The sequence below is a fragment of the Falsihalocynthiibacter sp. S25ZX9 genome (assembly GCF_041205405.1).
GTDB lineage: Bacteria > Pseudomonadota > Alphaproteobacteria > Rhodobacterales > Rhodobacteraceae > Falsihalocynthiibacter > Falsihalocynthiibacter arcticus.
This window is the reverse complement of sequence record NZ_JBGFCD010000140.1, coordinates 1-333: the sequence shown is the minus strand read 5'-3', so window position 1 is coordinate 333 and position 333 is coordinate 1. Positions and strand designations below refer to the sequence as shown.

The window sequence follows — 333 nt, the reverse complement described above, 5'->3', positions numbered from 1 at the left end:
CCCGCCGCCCAGTGCGATAAAGAGAATAGAGGTAAAAACCACAAAAGGATGCACGGGATTGGGCGCAACCAACACGCCCACGAGGGCAGTAAAAACGACCAGCGACATCACCAGTGGTTTCAACAGAGCAACAAAGTCGCCAAAACCGGCTTCGCCTGTATCGGCGGAGGTATGAGTCTGTAGGCTTGCGTCGCTCATGTGGGTTTCCTTGGGGCAGATCTTGGTAGGTAAATGGCTCTGCGGCGTCCTGTACGGACACCGCAAAATCGCTCGAATAGGTTGGTCTAGTTGCTTGAGGCAACCGTAAGAGGCAGCGGTATACACGCATATTCT

Annotated in this window: 1 pseudogene; it reads right to left on the bottom strand. The window is 53.8% G+C overall.

Annotated features, from left to right (window positions below):
- Positions 1-198: pseudogene (locus AB9F29_RS21625) on the bottom strand (protoheme IX farnesyltransferase); the annotation flags it as partial.
- Positions 199-333: the final 135 nt, after the last annotated feature.